The organism is Brevibacillus sp. M2.1A (assembly GCF_013284355.2).
GTDB lineage: Bacteria > Bacillota > Bacilli > Brevibacillales > Brevibacillaceae > Brevibacillus.
This window is the reverse complement of sequence record NZ_JABSUY020000001.1, coordinates 5,483,577-5,501,389: the sequence shown is the minus strand read 5'-3', so window position 1 is coordinate 5,501,389 and position 17,813 is coordinate 5,483,577. Positions and strand designations below refer to the sequence as shown.

Annotated in this window: 16 protein-coding genes; 13 read left to right on the top strand and 3 right to left on the bottom strand. The window is 46.5% G+C overall.

Going from position 1 to position 17,813, the window contains the following annotated elements; genetic code table 11:
- Nucleotides 1–12 precede the first annotated feature (12 nt).
- Both HP567_RS26155 and HP567_RS26150 read left to right on the top strand, forming a co-directional pair.
- Entirely contained in the window at nucleotides 13–1,434 is a 1,422-nt protein-coding gene (locus HP567_RS26155; protein ID WP_173610121.1) for a M20 family metallopeptidase, read from the top strand.
- 19 nt (nucleotides 1,435–1,453) lie between these two features.
- On the top strand, nucleotides 1,454–2,437 hold the full coding sequence (locus HP567_RS26150; RefSeq protein ID WP_217367106.1) for a glutaminase: 984 nt from the start codon (nucleotides 1,454–1,456) through the stop codon (nucleotides 2,435–2,437).
- A gap of 78 nt (nucleotides 2,438–2,515) precedes the next feature.
- Here HP567_RS26150 and HP567_RS26145 read toward each other — a convergent pair whose 3' ends face one another.
- A complete protein-coding gene (locus HP567_RS26145; RefSeq protein WP_173610123.1) occupies nucleotides 2,516–4,672 on the bottom strand; it encodes an insecticidal delta-endotoxin Cry8Ea1 family protein in 2,157 nt (718 codons plus the stop codon).
- A 149-nt stretch (nucleotides 4,673–4,821) separates the two neighbouring features.
- Between HP567_RS26145 and HP567_RS26140 the strand changes: the two genes are divergently transcribed.
- The 5 genes from HP567_RS26140 (at nucleotide 4,822) to HP567_RS26120 (ending at nucleotide 9,839) form a co-directional block, all read left to right on the top strand.
- A complete protein-coding gene (locus tag HP567_RS26140) occupies nucleotides 4,822–5,787 on the top strand; it encodes a PfkB family carbohydrate kinase (protein ID WP_173610124.1) in 966 nt (321 codons plus the stop codon).
- Between the two features lie 12 nt (nucleotides 5,788–5,799).
- Nucleotides 5,800–6,693, top strand: a complete 894-nt coding sequence (locus HP567_RS26135; protein ID WP_173610125.1) for an AEC family transporter — start codon at nucleotides 5,800–5,802, stop codon at nucleotides 6,691–6,693.
- Between the two features lie 29 nt (nucleotides 6,694–6,722).
- Nucleotides 6,723–7,499 carry a GNAT family N-acetyltransferase gene (locus HP567_RS26130; RefSeq protein ID WP_173610126.1) on the top strand — a complete coding sequence of 259 codons (777 nt, stop codon included), beginning with the start codon at nucleotides 6,723–6,725 and terminating at the stop codon, nucleotides 7,497–7,499.
- A 139-nt stretch (nucleotides 7,500–7,638) separates the two neighbouring features.
- Complete coding sequence (locus HP567_RS26125) at nucleotides 7,639–8,622, top strand: helix-turn-helix domain-containing protein (protein ID WP_173610127.1); 984 nt, start codon at nucleotides 7,639–7,641, stop codon at nucleotides 8,620–8,622.
- Between the two features lie 284 nt (nucleotides 8,623–8,906).
- Nucleotides 8,907–9,839: an aldo/keto reductase gene (locus HP567_RS26120; protein ID WP_173610128.1), complete on the top strand. Its 933-nt coding sequence runs from the start codon at nucleotides 8,907–8,909 to the stop codon at nucleotides 9,837–9,839.
- 58 nt (nucleotides 9,840–9,897) lie between these two features.
- On the opposite strand, the gene HP567_RS26115 is transcribed toward HP567_RS26120, so the two are convergent.
- Entirely contained in the window at nucleotides 9,898–10,389 is a 492-nt protein-coding gene (locus tag HP567_RS26115) for a hypothetical protein (protein WP_173610129.1), read from the bottom strand.
- A 165-nt stretch (nucleotides 10,390–10,554) separates the two neighbouring features.
- Between HP567_RS26115 and HP567_RS26110 the strand changes: the two genes are divergently transcribed.
- The 6 genes from HP567_RS26110 (at nucleotide 10,555) to HP567_RS26085 (ending at nucleotide 16,871) form a co-directional block, all read left to right on the top strand.
- The gene (locus HP567_RS26110) at nucleotides 10,555–10,830 is read left to right on the top strand and encodes a DUF2277 domain-containing protein (RefSeq protein ID WP_173610130.1); all 276 of its coding nucleotides are present in this window, start codon (nucleotides 10,555–10,557) and stop codon (nucleotides 10,828–10,830) included.
- A 183-nt stretch (nucleotides 10,831–11,013) separates the two neighbouring features.
- On the top strand, nucleotides 11,014–11,343 hold the full coding sequence (locus HP567_RS26105) for a cupin domain-containing protein (protein ID WP_017251270.1): 330 nt from the start codon (nucleotides 11,014–11,016) through the stop codon (nucleotides 11,341–11,343).
- Between the two features lie 196 nt (nucleotides 11,344–11,539).
- Complete coding sequence (locus tag HP567_RS26100) at nucleotides 11,540–12,232, top strand: FHA domain-containing protein (protein WP_173610131.1); 693 nt, start codon at nucleotides 11,540–11,542, stop codon at nucleotides 12,230–12,232.
- A 169-nt stretch (nucleotides 12,233–12,401) separates the two neighbouring features.
- The gene (locus HP567_RS26095; protein WP_173610132.1) at nucleotides 12,402–14,453 is read left to right on the top strand and encodes a penicillin-binding transpeptidase domain-containing protein; all 2,052 of its coding nucleotides are present in this window, start codon (nucleotides 12,402–12,404) and stop codon (nucleotides 14,451–14,453) included.
- 11 nt (nucleotides 14,454–14,464) lie between these two features.
- Nucleotides 14,465–16,474: a peptidoglycan D,D-transpeptidase FtsI family protein gene (locus HP567_RS26090; protein WP_173610133.1), complete on the top strand. Its 2,010-nt coding sequence runs from the start codon at nucleotides 14,465–14,467 to the stop codon at nucleotides 16,472–16,474.
- Nucleotides 16,475–16,574: 100 nt separating this feature from the next.
- Entirely contained in the window at nucleotides 16,575–16,871 is a 297-nt protein-coding gene (locus HP567_RS26085; RefSeq protein ID WP_173610134.1) for a hypothetical protein, read from the top strand.
- 49 nt (nucleotides 16,872–16,920) lie between these two features.
- Here the strand turns inward: HP567_RS26085 and HP567_RS26080 are convergent, their stop codons facing one another.
- Entirely contained in the window at nucleotides 16,921–17,799 is an 879-nt protein-coding gene (locus HP567_RS26080) for a proline iminopeptidase-family hydrolase (protein ID WP_173610135.1), read from the bottom strand.
- Between the last annotated feature and the right edge of the window lie 14 nt (nucleotides 17,800–17,813).

Here is a 17,813-nt window from a genome sequence, read left to right as displayed (position 1 = left end):
GGAGCGTATGAAATGAACAGAACCGAGATCATTTCTGCGTTAATTGAACAAAAAAGAGACGCGTTTATTCGCGTTAGCGATAAAATTTGGGAAACACCAGAGATTTACTTCGAGGAGCATCGTTCTGCCGAGTACTTGTGTCAAGCGCTGGCAGCAGAAGGCTTTGAAGTGGAGAAAGGAATCGCTGGACTGAATACTGGCTTTGTTGCCAGCTTCGGAAGCGGCAAGCCTGTCGTAGCCATTCTGGGCGAGTATGATGCGCTGGCAGGTTTGAGCCAGAAAAAAGGCGCCATCAATCATGATCCAATTGTCACTGACGGTCATGGGCATGGGTGCGGACATAATCTCCTCGGAGCTGGAGCGTTGGCAGCAGCGGTTGGCATCAAGGATTACATGGAGCAAACCGGCTTACAAGGTACAGTTCGCTACTATGGGTGCCCAGCAGAAGAAGCGGGCTCGGGAAAAGCGTATTTGGCAAGAGCCGGCGTATTTGCTGACGTAGATTTTGCGCTCTCCTGGCATCCTGCGACAGCGCCAAGCATCATGAACATCAGCTCGCTTGCGAATTACTCCGTTCGTTTTCAGTTTCACGGAAAAAGCGCGCATGCAGCCGCCGCTCCGCATTTGGGACGCAGTGCCTTGGATGCCGTGGAACTCATGAACGTAGGCGTGAACTACATGCGAGAGCATATGATTCCGGAAGCACGGGTTCACTACGCGATTACGAATACAGGTGGAATTTCGCCAAACGTCGTCCAGCCGTTTGCGGAGGTCGTATACTTGATTCGCGCTCCGAAAAAGCAGCAAGTGAAGGAGCTGTATGGAAGAGTCTACGACATCGCAAGGGGAGCCGCCTTGATGACGGGAACCACTATGGATGCGGTGTTTGAGGGTACAGCTTCTGATCTCGTGCCGAATACGATATTAGCAAAGCTCATGCACAAAAATCTGGTTGAAGTCGGCGTGCCAACGTACGATGAAGCAGATCAACAATATGCCAAACAAATTCAGGCAACGTTATCAGCTGAGGATATGAGAGCATCATTGTTCGGGTTGGATCGTGAAACGGCGAAGCAACTAAAGGACAAGGCGATTGCGGATGTGATCGGGCCACTTCCTACGCACGAGTTTACGCTTGCCGGGTCTACAGATGTAGGAGATGTCAGCTGGCAAGTTCCAACGATGCAATGCATGACGACGTGCTGGGCACTGGGTACGCCTTTCCATACGTGGCAGGTCGTCTCGCAAGGGGCCATGCCAATCGCACACAAGGGGATGGTGCAGGCAGGTAAAGTCATGGCTGCTACAGCGATTGAGGCGATGGAAAACCCGGCGCTGATCGAACAGGCAAAAGCCGAATTGCAGGAACGTTTGGAAGGAGAAGAATATTTCTCGCTCATTCCTGACGATGTTCAACCGCCTCAAAAAGCGTAAATCGACGGTGAAAAGGAAGTTGGTTAGTCAAGTGGCGCAGCAAACAAGAACGATTGAAACAGACTGCTTGGAAAAATGGATCGAGCAATATCGCGGGGAGTCCGGCAAGGGCAAATGCGCTGCTTATATCCCCGCTTTGAAAGAGGCTGACCCAACACAGCTAGGGATTTGTGTGATGGGACCAGATGGACAAATCAGCAGGGCAGGCAACTACGATGCTCCTTTCACCCTGCAAAGCATTTCCAAAGTCATCAGCTTTCTCGCAGCTTGTACGCACCACGGGATTTCGAATGTATTGGAGCAGGTGGATGTAGAGCCTACAGGAGACGCATTTGATTCGATGGTTCGGCTGGAAATGCATAAGCCGGGCAGGCCGTTTAATCCGATGATCAATGCAGGAGCCATTACGGTTTCTTCCTTATTGCAGGGGAACGGAGTCCAGGAGAAATTTCGTTCCTTCCAAGACATGGTCGAGCACATGACAGGACGCAAGCATCCGATCAACGAGGAAGTGTATCACTCCGAGTGGCAAACGGCCAACCGCAATCGTTCCCTCGCCTACTATCTTGCAGCTACTGGCTTTTTGGCTTGTCCGGTAGAGGATGCTTTGGATGTGTACATTCGGCAATGCTCTCTGGAGGTAACGGCGGAGGACATTGCAAAAATCGGCTTGATCCTGGCCTATGATGGCTATGATCCGATACACAAGGAACTGCTTTTCGGCAAAGAGCTGGCTCGTGTAACCAAAGCACTGATGGTCACATGCGGCATGTACAACGCTTCCGGCAATTTTGCCGCTTTTGTGGGCGTACCAGCGAAAAGCGGCGTTTCAGGAGGCATTATGGCTGCCGTCCCTCCGCGTGGGCGTTTTGGTGAGCTGCCTTTTGCTGGCGGCTGTGGAATCGGTGTGTATGGCCCTGCGATTGACCAGTACGGAAACAGTGTGGCAGGGGTAGCACTGCTCAAGCATATGGCAAATGCGTGGGATTTGACGATCTATTAAAAAGAAATGGCTAGAGATCATGTCTGGATCTTTAGCCATTTCTTTTTGTCCATTGTACCTTGATTCATTTATAAACAACTAATTACTCAAGGAAATTGTCATTGTTCCTCTTATTCCTTTACCAGCACTTTGGTTTGTGTGAAGTACAATTTTATTAAAACCATTTGGAATGGATGTATTAGGATAATTGTAATTTTGACCTGAACCAGGTATAGAAATTTCTTTTCGCAAAGCTGAATCTTGATAAAATTGGAGTACGGCTGGTTCACTAGAAAAATTTGCGGTTCCTACTATAGAAATAGGCCGGTTAATTGTATTCCCTTTCCAAAGGGTTTTTGAAAAAGGATAACCTTCCGGAGCATATAGGTAGTATGGGCCTGAAAATAGAGTTTGAACCGGAACAAACTCAATCCGATCAATAAACAGATTACCCTGCGTTTGACTGGTGTATTGTCCGAGACGTACATCGATTTCTCCTAAAGGTAGGGAGATAGGATCAGGAAGAGAGATTGTAAGCAACCTATAGTTTCCATTTTGTCCTGGAATGTATCCTTGATCTTGAACGTTTTTGGTGCTTGGAAATGTAAAATTACCGCCTTGAAGAGTCTGCTTTCCTGCATTGACTGATTGCCAAATATCGATGCTTGAATCTGAAGGGTTCGCATAACGTACACGAATGTGATACTGACCAGCAAGTTTATTGGTAATAGGTACAACGAGGGAAGGGCCGAGTGGGAGTTGAACCGCGTTGGTCCCGTTCAATCTTTCCTGTACAACTTTAAGTGGACTGCCATCCTCAATATAACCTTTTTCAGCTGGAATTCCTTTAATCGTAAATACTCCTGTTGTTGGATCTGATTGGCCTATTACATTTTCAGGATGTAGATTTTTGAAAACAAATGCATTTATCACTGCATCTTGGTCACCCAGCTCGTCTGTCCATGGAAAGACAAAATGAACTTTATGGTTATCAGGTGCTACAACTCTCTTGTCATAGCCATAATTTCCTCCATTGGTAATACTAGTCCCATCTGCAAAATCCATCATGATTCCAACATACGGGCTCATAACCCGTGGTGTTACTCCAATTAATGGATTGTCTCTTGAAATGTTGATAGGGTCATTTGCAGCTCCACCGGAATCCCCGTAAGTATATGTTTGTGATTGATTGTATCCTCTATCTAATACTTGTTGAATCTGATCCACTCGATCCCATGTTCTCGTTGAAATTTGCGTCAGTTCACCAGGGAAATTCCCATACAGGTACGTGCTTGGATCACCAGCGGATGGATAGCCTCGCCAGTCAACCCTTCCTACTAGATCAGAAAATAAGAATCTCGTTTGTTCTATATCTGTTTGTGTCGGATAAACTTCTGGACTGTCATTAGTAGGCCATTTATCAAAAGTAGGCCATAATGCAGCAATATCAAACCCGTATAATGTTGACGTGTAGATAAAGTCGGCGGAGCTAATTTGACTAGATTCATCGTCCTGTATGTTTTGTAACCCTGTTACAAAAAGAGTATAAACATTCTCACTATGCTTTACGATCCACTGTTTTAGATAAGTCAGAAAGTTCGTTTTATCTGAATCACTAATTCCCCAATCTGTTTGTTTAGAAATAGCCTCCTTTAAAAGGCCCAGATGCATGGTTGCTGCTTGAACATATAAAGGAAGTGCATAGGCTGCATAGTCTTTTAGTGTAAATTGGGGTATATCATGAACAAATTGGAGGTGAATCGTATTAACTGTGCTTCCTATAGTCGAGGTCTTCGGATCGGTTAAATTCTTAACTTCTGTGGCTAAAACATCAAGTTCATTTTTCCAACCTTGCAGCAGTGCCTGTAATTTGTTCAATGTGTCTGTTGTTAACGCTTGGTTAATTAAATCTTGAATCTGCTGCCGCAAAATATCAAATAAATCGGGTTGTGAGGGGGGCCAAATTAAATCAATAATAGGAATAAAGAAGCCTATTACAGACCCTACAAAAGGTATGTAAGAAGAAGCATAGCTTAATATTGTTGTGACTAAGGCACGATAATCGATATTATTGTCTGTTGCGAGCTGAAGGTAATCTCGCGTGATTTGTCCATTGTAAACATCATGCCAAACATCTTTTAATAATTGCTCCCAATCAAATCCGTCTGCCTTGCTAGCTAGATTGTTCAACTGTTGATAAGCAGATGTCGATAGTGTGTTATAAGGACCAGTGGATAAAGAGTTTTTTTCCTGCATGGAATAACTCCCCCTTTTTGATAAACTACGCTAATTAATTTCCTTATTTTAACATTTTTGACGAATACTCGTACAGCCGCTGGCTTTCATTGGCAAAAAAAAGAACCTGTGACATACTGGAGCTATCACGGTCATCGGAGGAAATCAACATGATAGATGTGGTCGCATGTGGTGAGCTATTGATTGATTTTACACCTGTACAGCAAAAGGAAAAGCCGGGCAGCATTGCATTTGAGCAAAACCCTGGAGGAGCGCCTGCCAATGTGCTTGCCGCCCTGTCGCGCTTTGGGAAGCGGACTTCCTTTATCGGTGCGGTGGGAAACGATATGTTTGGGCGTTTTTTGCAGCAAACCTTGATCAGACAGAATATTGGCACAGAAGGACTTGTATTCACGGAGGAAGCACCTACAACGTTGGCTTTTGTCCATCTCGATGAGACAGGCGATCGTGCTTTTCACTTTTACCGCAATCCGGGTGCAGACATTATGCTGCGGGAGCAGGACGTGAACGAGGAGCTGATTGCACAGGCAGCGATTTTTCATTTCGGTACGCTGTCCTTGACGCATGAGCCAGCCCGATCAGCAACCTGGACAGCCGTCCAGTACGCGAAAAAGCATCAGCGGCTCCTTTCATTTGACCCGAATATTCGAGCGTCCTTATGGGGGGATCTGGAGGAAGCAAAGGCTTTGGCTCTCCAAGGAATGACGCAGGCCGATATCGTCAAGCTGTCCGAAGAAGAGCTGGCTTTTCTCATTGGGAGCGAGGATGTCGTGGAAGCGACAGCGTGGATGCTTGCGCAATATGATCTGCAAGCTGTTTTTGTCACCTTGGGGGAAAAAGGGTGTTTTTACCGCACACGAAATCAGTTCGGTACAGTCGGTGGATTTCCAGTAACCGCGATTGATACGACTGGCGCGGGAGACGCGTTTGTGGGCGCGTTGCTCTATCAGCTTCTTGAGGTGGGGGAAAGTATGCTGGATATCTCACAAGCCACGTTAGAGGACATGGTGCGTTTTGCGAATGCCGCAGGTGCACTCGCGACAACAAGATCTGGTGCCATTCCCGCCATGCCTACACTGTCTGAGGTCAAAAGCTTCATGGAAGCAGCACGGTAGGAGGGAAGAGTCATGATTTTTGTGGAAGTCATCCTGCCTGTCCTGCTCATTTTTCTCAGCGGCTACATTTTGCAGCGCATTTTCAAAATGGATTTGAAGCCGATTTCTTCCCTGGCGATTTACATCTTGTCGACGGCGCTCGTCTTTCGTACCTTTTACAAAACACAGCTCGACTTGCAATTATTTTATATCGTGGTGATTTCTCTGCTTTTGCTGGCAGCTCTCGTTGTGATCACGCAGTTGACGGCACGCATGTTCAAATACGACAAGCAACAGGAAAGCGCACTGATGCTCGCGACCGCCTTCATGAACAGTGGCAACTACGGGACGCCGATTATCTTGTTTGCCTTTGGAGACGCTGGCTTTACGTATGCGGTGCAAATCATGGTTTTCCACTCGATCATGATGGGCGTATTCGGCGTGTATTTTGCCTCCCGAGGCGGGAATGGGATGGGGACGGCCATCAAGGCGATTTTCAAGCAGCCATCGAATTACGCAGTGGTTCTCGCGATTTTGCTGCAACAGCTGCAAATCGTCATCCCGCAAAGCTACTACCAGGCAATTGATCTCGTTGCACAGGCGGCGATTCCAGTCGTGATGCTCATCTTGGGCATGCAGCTCGCCAATGTATCTACCAAAGCGCTAGAGTGGCAGGGACTCAGTGCTGCGAGTGTCATTCGACTCGTGGCGTCACCACTTTTGGCGTACCTCATCTGCCTGTTATTCCCGATTGATCCGCTGCTGCAAAAGGTGCTGGTCGTTCTGGCAGCCATGCCTTCTGCTGCAACGACTGCGATCTATGCGATCCAATTCAACATGCGACCACAATTCGTCTCCAGCAGCGTGTTGGTTACGACGGTGATCAGTATAGGTACATTAACGTTTTTGCTGAACATTTTGCACTAGTCCTGATGTAGACAAGGGAGGAAGATAACTTGAACAAGGCAGAAGTATTGCGGCTTTTTGACAAGGAGATGAGGGTGAAAATCACCTATCCGCCACTCCGGCGGGAGGAGACAGAACACCTCGTTCGCCACGTCTCACCCACCTCGGATGATTCAGGAGTCGTTTTGTATTCCAGGCTGTCTGAAGAAAATGCAGAGGAAGTTATCAAGCAGGAGCTTGAGTATTTCTCAAGTCTTCAGCAATCCTTTGAGTGGAAGCTGTTTGACTATGACCAACCCGCTCATTTGCTTGAGAGGCTGAAAGCTCATGGTTTTACGGTTGATGAGGAGGAAGCGACGCTTGTGTTGGAGGTGGCGCAGGCAAAGGAGTTGCGAAGCCTTGTCATTCCGCCAGAGATACGGCAAATCACAGACGCGGCGGGCATTGATGATATCATGCAGTTGAAGGAGCATCTATGGGGGAGTGTGAGTGCTGAGCTTGCTGCGAGATTAAAACGGGATTTGGCGGAAGATCCTGAACACCTGCTCGTGTACGCTGCGTACAGTGGCGATCAGGCAGTGAGTGCAGCTTGGATGTACTTGCATGAGGATACGTCCTTTGGCAGTCTGTGGGGAGGCTCTACTTTACCTGAATTTCGAAATAAAGGCTATTATACGGCTCTCGTGGCAGTGCGGGTACAAGCAGCACAGGAACGCGGGTATCCGTTATTGATGGTGGATGCGAGCCCGATGAGTCGACCGATCTTGGAGAAAAAAGGCTTTGAATTTCTCGCCTATTCTTATCCTTGTTTTTATGAGTATAAATAGTATCGTATCGTGAAAATGGAAGCTGCCCAATGCTCTGAGGGGCAGCTTTTGTAGTTGCAGATCGTCGCCTGTGTAACTATTATGAGAATAAGAATCATTTGCAAAATTATCCTACATATGATTAGGCAGGGAGAAGGTCATGGAGCAAGCATCTGTACATTCCATATATGATAGCTACATCAATGCATTGCCTTCTACGAAGAGTGATTGCATTGTGTCCGAAGCGAATCGGTATACACGGACGAATAATGACGGCTACTTTCGGAGAGTGATTCCCCGACCGGGATTGGAGCTGGTTGAATCCAACTATTCCCTCCAGGAAAACCGCGTCATGGATATACAGTCGCAGGCAGCCATGGTGGAGCTTAGCTTTTGTTTGGAGGGGAGCGGGGAGTTCGTCGTTTCGGGAAGTCAGCACGAGTTTTTGCCTGGGAGCTGTTCTCTTCAATTGATGAACGACTTTCATGCGCATTTTATGTACCGGGCGGATGGTTCTCATCAATCTGTCGGCATCGGTATATCCGTGGAGCAATTTAATGATTGGGTGGCCGAGAGCGATGTGGGAGCAGCCTATTCTTTTCAAGGGCTGCTAGGCAATCAAGCCTATCGTCTGTTTCGTATGCCGTTGCAACCATATATGGCTCGGATGCTCCAGCAGTTGAACGATTTTACATCCTCCCATCAGAAGCTGCGGAGATTGTATACAGAAAGCAAGATTCTTGAGATTGTGTCGTCGGCGCTGGATGCGTTTTTGTACGAGCGGGAAGTGAATCGACCGAGATCACAGTTATCTCGGAGTGATCGGGAAAAGATACACAACGCTCGTGACATTTTACTCGAAAATATGGAGTCTCCCCCTTCTCTGATCGAACTGGCGCGTTTGGCGCAGCTCAATGAATACAAGCTGAAGATCGGCTTCAAAGAAGAGTTTGGGACAAGTGCATTTGCCTATTTGCGGGAAAGGCGTTTGGAAAAAGCGCTTGGCTTGCTGCGGGAGGGCGATCTGAATGTCAGTGAGGTTGCACTCATCGTCGGATTCTCCAACTTCAGTCATTTTTCCGAGGCGTTTCGCAAGCAGTATGGACTCAATCCTTCCGAAGTGAAGCGGGGGAGGTTTTGCTAGTTTTACAAGCCATCAGACCGTGTTATACGTCTTCCACAGATATATCGTTTATAGCAGAGCGGTTGTTCGGACAAGAGGTTATTCTCATCCTCGGCATAGGGCGAGCGGCAACATGCCATTAGGCTCCAGGTCCCTAAAGAAAAACAATATTTTCATGCGAATATTCAAAAAAATCCATTTTGCACTTGAAACTTACGTAACGTAATGAATTATGATGTAGATCCCGGTAAAAACCTCACGCGAAAAACGTACGCTAAGCTTAAAATGAGAGGGAGTTGAAGAGAATGACGAAACAAACACGAATTGGTAAAACAGATTTAGTTGTCAATCCAATCGGACTTGGAACAAGCGCTGTAGGTGGCCACAATATTTATCCTGATTTAAATGAAGAAGTAGGGAAAGATTTGGTGCGGGCTGCGATTAACCATGGAGTGAATTTTTTAGATACAGCGTTTTTTTATGGAACAGGACGTTCAGAGGAGCTAATAGGTGAAGTGATAAAAGAAGCAGGAAAGCGTCATGAACTCATCCTTGCAACAAAAGGTGGCCTTACACTTGTCGGCAATGATGTTACCATGGATAATTCGCCTGCTTATTTAAAACAAACCGTTGAAGATAGTTTGAAAAGGCTACAAACAGATTACATAGATTTATTTTATATTCATGCTCCAGATCAGGATACACCAAAAGATGAGGCGGTTGGAGTCTTAAAACAGCTAAAGGACGAAGGTAAAATTAGAGCAATTGGCGTTTCTAACTTTTCACTGGAACAATTGAAAGAAGCAAATAAGGATGGTTATGTCGATGTAGTACAGGGAAACTACAATTTGCTGCAGCGTGAAGCGGAACAAGAATTCTTTCCATATACGACAGAGAATAATATCTCGTTTATTCCATACTTTCCACTAGCATCAGGCTTGCTTGCCGGTAAATACAATAAGGATATGACATTCAATGATCTACGCAAAGATATGCCTCACTTCCAGGGCGATAACTTTATAAGAAATCTAGAAAAGGTAGAGCAGCTCCGTAAAATTTCAAATAAAAAAAATGCCGAAGTTGCTCATATAGTCCTTGCTTGGTATTTCACACATCATTCAATTGATGTTGTCATTCCCGGAGCACAAAGAGCAGAGCAAGTGCTGGATAATTTAAAAACAGTAGACGTCCACCTGACAGAAGAAGAAATCAACGAAATTGATCGTATTTTTAAATAGGTTCTCTGTGGCGAATCTTCGTACTACTGCCCTTTCGTATTAGGAGGTTAGCCAGTTTTTACTGGTTGACCTCCTTAGTAAACGGTTTGGTTGAACTTAGTAGTTGATTTTGTTGGTCTAATCGCTTTAATGCGTCAGTGACTACTTCTTTTGAAAAGTTTTTCACAATTACCTGATTCTCTATTAAGAAAACATTATCGTCCATGTTCCGCTCAATGTAACCCAACAATCCAGCCTTAGTGCAAAGGGAACACCATCTCTTGTCACCTTCACTAAAGGTGACTGTGACCTCAATATGTTCTAAAGATTCTTCACTTGAATCTTGAATCGTATCGTCAAATGTCCAGTTAACTAATACTGGTACACTATTCCCGTCAGGTACGAAATAATACTTTCTAAACCATCTTGCTCGGTTATTGTCACCAACAACCCTTATCTGTTCTTTTGCTTCGTCCTCAGCTAAAACTTCGTAATGCTTACCACGTGTCAGAGCGTCAAAATAAAGACCCACATCATTGCAAATTACTATCGTTCTTTTGTTGTCTGCCACCTTCGTTCACACCACCTGTTCCCCAATGACAATATATCAATATCTAAAAATCATTATACATGAATGCTGTGCTAAACGGCCCTTTCGTGCGCAATCAGCAACCCTAGCGATTCATCGTTCATGTATAGTAGAATGATACAAAAAAGGGAACAGAAGGTGTAAGCGATGTGCAGAAACATCAAAACCTTATTCAACTTCGACCCACCTGCGACAGAAGATGAGGTTCAAGCAGCAGCCCTGCAATTCGTGCGCAAACTCTCGGGCTTCAACACGCCTTCGAAGGCCAATGAAGAGGCTTTTCACCGCGCGGTCCAAGAGGTCTCCGTTGTTGCGAAAAACCTCCTGGATTCGCTCGTGACGAATGCAGAGCCACGCAATCGAGAAGTCGAGATCGAGCGTGCTCGCGCGAGAAACGCCAAACGGTTTGGCACGACAGAGTAGTAAGACGATAAAGAGAAATAGACTATTTAACGGGCAGGCCTTCAAGGTAACTGCCTGTTTTTGTTTCCCGTATCAGAAATTTCAGTATCTTATCATCGTCTTATGAGATGATTTATCATTTCGCTACTATGTCTCTCTCCTGCGAATTATATTATCGTAGAAGGCAAAGGGGAGAGGATCATCATGGAAAAGGTGAACGTCGCACAACATTTATCACGCTTGCAAGATTCCTGGGGCTCTCTGGTTGTCGGAGAGATGAATGATACGTCTATTAAGCTAGAGAAGCTGCAAGGTGAGTATCCTTGGCAACAAAATGACCAGAAAGATGAACTGCTGTTTGTCGTCAAAGGCAGACTGCTGCTGATGTACCACGAGCGTAATATATGGGTCGAAGCCGGAGAGTTTATCGTTGTGCCAAAGGGAGTTTCCTATAAACTGTTTATTCCGAACGGCGATTGTCATCTACTGGCGATTGAACCGAAAAAATTCGCTGCTCTCAAGCGCTGCTCCTAAGACGATCAACATAGAAAATCAAGCGCTATTCGTTTGTGGATAGCGATGATATAGAGCTGTCAATCGACCGGTCACTTTCGTTGGCTGGACAATTGGCGGCTTTTTTGCTATTAATATATGTTCAAAAAAGTGTTGACTTATACGTAATTTGTACTGTAATAAATACTGATAGCTCCAACTCTTTTCGAGGTGATGAATGTTGGACGACGGCATATATGTATTGATCAAAAAGGGAGACCCCGAACAGCTTCAAAAGCGTCAGTTTCTACATAAGGAAGAGTGTACGATTGGGAGACGGGGCAATCAATTACAACCAGACATTGCTTTTTCCAGTCCGTATATATCCAGAAGGCATGCAGTGATACGGAAAATCAATAACCAATATACGATTTCTGATTTGCAAAGCAAGCATGGGACAGAAGTGAACGGAATGCCGATACAGCAGGCACCCCATTTTCTTTATCATGGTGATCATATTACGCTGGCCAAAGGCGTGATAGAAATGATATTTTTCGCAGAGGGTAGCGAGATGGATGTGACACGGGAGTTCTCATTCCCTTTGACGTATCCAAAAGAAACTACCTCTACTTCCGGCTTGGTCATCAATCTGGAACGCAGAGAAATCCGTCTCGATGGTGCGAGAATCCATTTGACCGGAAAAGATATGGACTTGCTCATGCTTTTGTACCAACGTGCGAATCAGGCGGTTAGCTATGAGGAAATCATGGTACTCGTCTGGCCGGAGCGGTTGCTGAATGCAGAGAGCAGTGTTCCCGATGTTGGACGAGCCGAGATCAACGCTCTCGTTTATCGATTGCGTAAGCGGCTGGGCAGATATGGCAAGAATGTCACCACGATCCCGCGCTTTGGTTACATGTGGGAAGAATAGTAGGCAGTACGACAGACACAGGATAAATTTCCTGTGTTTTTTTGCATTTGATGTAACTATCTGACACTTATCATCGTACTATGAGAATAGTCTCATCATGTCATCATCTTTTTTCCATATATTATGGTATCCGACTGTAATATCGTGTGATAGGGAAGGTGAATGACTAGTGAAAAAGACATGGATAGTATTTTGGACGGTTTTTGTCGTTGTTCTTTCAGGGTTTTTCTATCTTTTCTGGGACTTTTGGAAGGACACTACGCAGTCGGAAGGCGAGAGAGCAAAGGCCGCATTCACCGCGTATACGACAAAATGGGGAGAACAGAAATTCTCTGACATGTACGAACAGCTTTCTTTACATACAAAAAGGACCATCAACAAAGAAGAATTCGTTTCACGTTACCAAAACATTTACGGAGGAATCGAGGCCAAAGCGATTGTGGTCGAGCCGATGTACAATGGCGACGTTATGCCAGGTGAGGATGGGCAGATCAACTTTCATTACCGGCTGACAATGGAAACTTTCATTGAACCGATTTCCTTTACGGGAAAAGCGACGCTAGTCAAAGAAACGCAGAACGACTTGGAGGATTGGTACATTCATTGGAATCCTTCTTTTATTTTTCCAGAAATGAAAGAAGGGGACAAAGTAAGAGCCAATACGGTGTATCCCAGACGAGGTGAAATCACGGATCGGGCAGGGCGGCCATTGGCAACAGAGCGTATCGTGGTAGATATCGGGATAAATCCGGGAGAATGGAGCCAGACGTCACAGACCGGGAAAATGGCGGTCAGCAAGCTTTTGCAAATTCCGTTGGATGACCTCACCTCGAAGGTACAAGCTACGACAAGCAAGTCGGCAAAGTTTATCCGGATCGCCACGCTGCCACAGGACGATGAACGCCTCAAACAATTAGAAAAAACAGAAGGGCTCAAATTGCACAAAAAGAAGGTCCGTTACTATCCCTATCAGGACGCGACGGCCCATCTGGTTGGCTATGTAGGAGCGATCAATCAGGAAGAGTACGAGAAGCGAAAGAATCAGGGCTATAAAACGTCCGATGTGATTGGAAAATCAGGACTGGAACAGATTTTTGAGGAGAAGCTAAGAGGGAGTACAGGTGGGCGCATTATCATCACGGATGCAGATGGAACGGAAAAAAAGACCGTGGCGGAACGCTTTGCCAAGCATGGACAGCCACTGGCATTAACTATAGATGCTGAAGTGCAGAAAACGATTTACCAGGAGCTGAAAAACGAAGCAGGCACGGCTGCGGCCATCTCACCAAAGACCGGGGAAATACTGGCGCTCGTCAATTCTCCTTCCTTTGATCCGAATGCGTTTGTGCTTGGGATGTCGGCTACAGAGTGGAAGCAACTGAATGAAAACCCGCAAAAGCCGTTTCTGAATCGATTCGTGCGCGGGTTTGCGCCGGGCTCCACCTTCAAGCCGATTACGGCAGCGATTGGCCTTGAGTCAGGTGCAATTACCTCTTCGGACAGTATCCACGTCCGCGGACTGCATTGGCAAAAGGATGCGTCCTGGGGTGGATACGAGGTAACGCGGGTCAGCGATTACGGGGGACCTGTCAATTTGGAAAAAGCATTGGTGTACTCCGACAATATTTATTTCGCGAAAGCGGCGCTCTCCATGGGGGAGGGGCAATTTGTGAAAAAGAGCGAGCTGTTTGGATTCCATGAAGCTCTCCCGATTCCATATCCACTGGAAAAGTCGAAGCTGTATAACGATGGTTTCAAAAACGAAATTCAATTGGCAGACTCCGGTTACGGTCAGGGCGAGGTAACGATGACGCCGCTTCACCTCGCGTTGGTGTACAGCGCTTTTGCAAATGACGGGAATATCGTTCATCCATCACTGTTGCAGGAAGACAAAAAAGACGGGTATTGGAAGACGGATGTCATACCTGCTGATGTGGCGAGTACGTTGAAGCAGCATTTGATACAGGTTATGGAAGACCCGCGCGGCACAGGACGAGGAGCACGCGTGCCTGGTATTCGCATGGCGGGCAAGACTGGAACAGCTGAGCTAAAGCAGAAAAAAGGCGAGCTTGGGCTGGAAAACGGTTGGTACGCCGTTTTTAATGTAGATGATCCGCGTTTGCTGGTTACCATGATGATAGAAGATGTCCGTGGTCGGGGTGGCAGTCATGTACTCGATGCACGTATCAAACGGATTTTCACGAAGGTACTGAAAAATTAGGGAGAGCAAGTATGAAGGAAGAAAAAAACGATCGTGTGAAACGGCTGCAAATCGTCTATATCGTCGTATTTCTGATGTTTGTGGTTATCATTTTGAGATTGGCGCAAATCCAAATCCAGCAAGGGAGCAGTTATGCAAATGAGCTGGCAGACAGATCGTATAAAAAAGATTACATTCCCGCTATGCGTGGAAACATTTATGACCGCAACGGATATGTCATTGCCGAAAGTCGGCCTTCCCATCTCGCCGTCTTCCGTGAACAAGAGATCATGGAGCAGAAAGTGTACGTTGACCTGGTGGAAAAGCTGGAGAAAATACTGAGCCTCGACAAGGCCACGCTGTTAAAAAAGATGGATGTCGGCTATGCCTACGAGAAAGGCAAGTATGTGGAAGCGGCGCGACAATTGCCGCGCTATTTGGAGAAAGAGCTGAAGGTGGATTTGACGAATAAAGAAATCGCGGTATTGGGTGAGCATCGCGGCGATTTGCCGGGGATTGAAGTCGTGACAAAACCGATCAGAAAATATGATCCGAAGCAAATCGCTGTACAGGCGGTTGGGTATGTCCGGCCCTTTCACATTGCTGAAAATGTGAAGCTCGCCTCCTATAAGGATGAGAGTACGCAGTATTTACCGAACCAGTTAGTCGGGCTGGATGGAATTGAATTGTCTTACGAAAAAGAGCTTCGCGGGAGTAACGGTTACCGGATGTATGAGGTCGCAGCAGATCAAACGGTAGTGAAGCAAGTGGAGGAAGTTCCATCTATTCCGGGCAATCATGTGTATCTCACCATTGATCAACGGGTACAGCTAGGTATCCGGGATTCGATCCGAGAGTTTCTTCCGAAGATGCGTGCAACCATCCCTGAGGCGAGGGGGGCAAAGGGAGCATACGTCGTGGCGGTCGAGGTTAAGACAGGCAAGGTCGTCGCGATGGTCAGCTATCCTGAATACGATCCAAACGTATGGATTGAGGGACCCGATCAAAAAATGTATGACCAGATCAAGCTGGCGGTGACGAATGGGACGATTCGGGAAGCCCCTTACGACACGCGGCCATTAAATGGCGAGTCGGCCATCCAGGAGGGCTACAAGCACCCGGGCTCAATCGTGCCATCAGGGTCTGTCCTCAAGCCGATTACAGTTTTGCTCGGTTTGCAGGAAGGCATCATTACTCCCTACGACCGTTGGAATGATGGAGGTGTGTATCACTATGGACGTGGTACAGATCGGATTAAGAACGACAATTCCAAAGCGCATGGCATCATTACCCCTCCGATTTCCCTGCAAAAATCATCGAATACGTACATGGCGAGAATCGGGGAGGAGCTGTCCCGTCGAAAAGGAAAAGAGTCAGCGTCTGTACTGCAATCGTACTATCATGCGTTCGGATTAGGCGTTCAGACTGGTGTGGATTTGCCGAATGAAAACAAAGGCAAAGAAGACTATTTGGTGATGGATGAAAACTACGGACCATTAGCCGCGATGGTGCAGGCTTCCTTCGGGCAGCAAGTTCGGGCGACGACGATGCAATTGGCTCAGTATGCAGCGACACTTGCAAATAAAGGGGTACGTTTGCAGCCGCAGATGGTAGATAAGATTACAGATGCAAAAGGAAAACTGGTGAAAACGCACACGCCAAAAACGATGAGTACCTTTCCTCACCCAGATAAATATTGGGACATTTTGGAGCAAGGCATGGTGATGGTGGCGAAGCCAGGGGGAACAGCAGTCCGCGCGTATGCGGGAATGCCGTTTCAGGTAGCTGCAAAAACGGGTACATCTGAGCAAGACATTTATGTACCGGTAACGGTGACAGATGAGAAAACAGGACAGAAAAAGACAAAGTGGAAAATGCATGCCCGCATTACGAATGGTGTCAGCATTTCGTATGCGCCTGTCGACAATCCGGTCCTGGCAGTAGCCGTAATCGTTCCAGAGGGTGGTTATGGGGGAAGATCGGCTGCGATCATCTCACGTTCCGTCTACGATGTGTATGACAAGTATATTGGATTGAAATAACAGGCTAGATAGGGAGAAAAATAGGCTGTTCGAAGTGATTCTGCCGAGGATCTACTTCGGACAGCTGCGTTTTGCCATTTGACAGACTAGGGGGATGATTATGGCGGGGGTGGAGATAAACGATTTATTAAGATTCGTTTTGATTACTTTTATCATAAGTTTAGCAGTTATTTCCGTTGCTTTGTTGCTTCAAAAGAAACAAGGTAATCTTGTCAATGGATTCACACTGAGCATGATTTCAGCAATTTCAGTAACCGTTTCTGGAACGAATCTTATGATGATGGGCTATATAGCTGATGAATTGAACCTAGGTGGAGACGCTATGTCTACCTATATGTTTTTAATCATTGTAGGGTTAAACATCCTTAATTTCCTTCTTTACTTAAAAAAAGAATGAGGGTTCGGAAAAACTCGCATCGTCGGCGATACGAAGTTTTTCCGTTTTTTTATTTTGTATCTGCTTTTTGCAAAAAGCGGCGGATGACTTGCACGTATTCGTCTGTCTCTTCCAAATAGCCGACATGCGAGCTGTTTTCAAAGACATGGAGCTCGGCGTTTGGCACCAGAGACTGATAATAACCTGTCGATTCAGGTGTCGCTTCATCATAACGGCCGCAAACGAACAGGGAAGGGATGCTGATTTGATGCAGCTGGGGTGTGTAGTCGAATGTTTTCAGATTCCCTGTTGGGCAAAACTCAGACGGTCCCCACATCGTCATGTACACTTCTTTGTTCGCTTTTGGACGGCTTTCTGTCATGACTGTTGGCATTGGATCAAGGCGGCACACATGGCGCTTGTAGTATTCCTTCATGGCATCCTGATATTCTTGTGAATCAGTTGTACCCTGCTCCTCGTGTGTGGCGATGGTTTGTTGCACATCGACTGGCAATTGCTCGATTAAACGATCTGCGTCCTGTTTCCAACGCTCTGCGCTCAGGCATGGGCTGGAGAAGATGATACTTTGTACCCCTTCCGGCTTGGCATCTACCAAATAAGCTGCTGCCAGCATCGTACCCCACGAATGCCCCAGAATGTGAACCTCTTTTAAGTCAAGGGCTTGTCTGATGTAAGCGAGCTCCTCCACAAAGCGTTCGGTTTTCCAAAGAGTCAGATCAGTCGGGCGATCGGAATTTCCTGAACCCAGCTGATCGTAGAAAATGACGGGTCTGTCGTTGCCTAAGACATGGAGCGTTGATTTGAGCGGGTCATGCGTATTGCCAGGTCCGCCGTGAAGGACGATCAGAGGCGTTTTCTCCCCCTCGCCGACGCGACTGTACCATACTCTTCCACCAGGAACGTCAATATAGCCTTCTTGCATACTCATCGATAATGCCTCCA

What these genes read in the sequence shown, in the direction of transcription:
- HP567_RS26085 (WP_173610134.1), top strand. Translation starts at nt 16,575, where the DNA reads ATGGCGGGGGTGGAGATAAACGATTTATTAAGATTCGTTTTGATTACT.
- HP567_RS26110 (WP_173610130.1), top strand. Translation starts at nt 10,555, where the DNA reads ATGTGCAGAAACATCAAAACCTTATTCAACTTCGACCCACCTGCGACA.
- HP567_RS26135 (WP_173610125.1), top strand. Translation starts at nt 5,800, where the DNA reads ATGATTTTTGTGGAAGTCATCCTGCCTGTCCTGCTCATTTTTCTCAGC.
- HP567_RS26155 (WP_173610121.1), top strand. Translation starts at nt 13, where the DNA reads ATGAACAGAACCGAGATCATTTCTGCGTTAATTGAACAAAAAAGAGAC.
- HP567_RS26125 (WP_173610127.1), top strand. Translation starts at nt 7,639, where the DNA reads ATGGAGCAAGCATCTGTACATTCCATATATGATAGCTACATCAATGCA.
- HP567_RS26145 (WP_173610123.1), bottom strand. Translation starts at nt 4,672, where the DNA reads ATGCAGGAAAAAAACTCTTTATCCACTGGTCCTTATAACACACTATCG.
- HP567_RS26090 (WP_173610133.1), top strand. Translation starts at nt 14,465, where the DNA reads ATGAAGGAAGAAAAAAACGATCGTGTGAAACGGCTGCAAATCGTCTAT.
- HP567_RS26080 (WP_173610135.1), bottom strand. Translation starts at nt 17,799, where the DNA reads ATGAGTATGCAAGAAGGCTATATTGACGTTCCTGGTGGAAGAGTATGG.
- HP567_RS26105 (WP_017251270.1), top strand. Translation starts at nt 11,014, where the DNA reads ATGGAAAAGGTGAACGTCGCACAACATTTATCACGCTTGCAAGATTCC.
- HP567_RS26120 (WP_173610128.1), top strand. Translation starts at nt 8,907, where the DNA reads ATGACGAAACAAACACGAATTGGTAAAACAGATTTAGTTGTCAATCCA.
- HP567_RS26140 (WP_173610124.1), top strand. Translation starts at nt 4,822, where the DNA reads ATGATAGATGTGGTCGCATGTGGTGAGCTATTGATTGATTTTACACCT.
- HP567_RS26100 (WP_173610131.1), top strand. Translation starts at nt 11,540, where the DNA reads ATGTTGGACGACGGCATATATGTATTGATCAAAAAGGGAGACCCCGAA.